This is a genomic window from Janthinobacterium violaceinigrum (genome assembly GCF_009208555.1).
Classification (GTDB): Bacteria; Pseudomonadota; Gammaproteobacteria; order Burkholderiales; family Burkholderiaceae_D; genus Janthinobacterium; species Janthinobacterium violaceinigrum.
The window spans coordinates 1-1,545 of the sequence record NZ_WFLI01000090.1; the positions used below are offsets into that span (position 1 = coordinate 1).

The 1,545-nt window shown below is 61.9% G+C and carries 1 protein-coding gene; it reads right to left on the bottom strand.

The window, feature by feature from the left end:
• On the bottom strand, nt 1-1,545 hold a 1,545-nt coding region (locus tag GCN75_RS28715), incomplete at both ends, for a beta strand repeat-containing protein (RefSeq protein ID WP_193317705.1).

Sequence of the window (1,545 nt, forward strand, 5' to 3'; positions counted from 1 at the left end):
TCAAGTCCCCTGTCGCACCCAGGCTGCCGTCCGCTTTCACGCCGGCGCCCAGCAAGCCGCTGCTGGTCATTTTGCCCGCCGTAATATGGGTGTTGTTGACGGAAGCAATCGATCCCGTGTTGTTCAGCAAGCCACCGACCGTCAGTTGCTGATTGCGGCCTGCATACAGCAGGCCAGCGTTGTTCAGGTCACCGCTCACTGTCGCCGTCAGGTCCGTGCCGGCGCTGAGCGTACCCTGCTGGTTCAGCACATTCGCGGCATCCAGATGCAAATTGTCCGCCTGCAACACACCGCGCGTGTTGTCGATAGTCACACCGCCCACATGCAAGTCGGCAGTCGCTGCCATCACGCCATCGGTATTATTCAGTGTGCTTTTGCTGACGATGTCGGCCGATGCGGCGGACGTGATGCGGCCCTTGCTGTTGTCCTGCACGCCCGCCTGCAGATTCAACGTCCCCGTGCCTGCATGCTCGATCTTGCCATCGCGGTTCGTCAGCGTGGCCGCATCGATGTTCAAGTCTTTGCTATTGACGGCGATGCGCCCGGCACTGTTGTCGAGATTGCCCGTCTGGATGACGGTATCGCCCGTGCCCGTCTGGATCACGGTACCCTTGGCGTTGTCGAGATTGCCAAGGTGCAGATCGAGCTGACCCGCCTGCAACGTGCCTTCCGTGTTGTGCAAGATGGCATTGCTCGTGATGTTGAGCGTGCCTGGCGTCGTCACCACCGCCTTGTTCGTGCTGACATCGCCCTGTGTTGCCGTCAGGCCGATGTTCGCGGCGCTGGTCTGGCTGCCTGCCAGATCCACGCTGGCGCCGGTCAGGCTTGCCTTGCCCGCCGCCAGGTTCTGGCCATGCGCGGCCAGCGTTTGCGTGGTATTGATCCTCAAGTCACCAGCCGCGCCCAGCTTGCCATCGGCTTGCATGCCCGCGCCGAGCAAGCTGCTTGTGCTGCTATCGAGCGTCTTTGCCGTGATGCTGTTGTTGCCCTGTGCCGCGATGACGCCCGTGTTCGTGATGGTACCTGTTGCGGTCAAAGCTTGATTGCCGGCCGCATACAGGCTGCCGGTGTTGTCCAGGCTAGCCAAGGTGGCGTTCAAGTTGGCGCCAGCGAACACGTTGCCGGCCGTATTGTTGAATTTGCCGGCATTCAGCGTGGCATCCCCGGCCACTGCCTGCAATTGGCCCTTGGTGTTGTCGATATCGCCACCGGACAATGCCAGATGGCGTCCTGCGGCCACCGTGCCTTGCGTATTGTCCAGGCTGCTCACGTTCAATGTGGCATCCTGCGCCGCCACGATGCGGCCCGTGTTGTTCAGCAAAGTGTTTGCCTTGACCAGCGCATCGCCATTGCCCTCAATCTTGCCGCCCGTGTTGTCGAGCTGGCCCGTGGCCGCGACCGTCATCAAGCCGCTGCCCGTCTGCGCCAGACTGCCGCTGCGGTTATCCAGCGTGCCGGCGTTCACCGTCAACTGATTGGCCACCGTCGTCGCATTGCGGTGGTCCAGGGTAGCTGCCGTGATATCGAGCTTGCCATTGCCCGTGA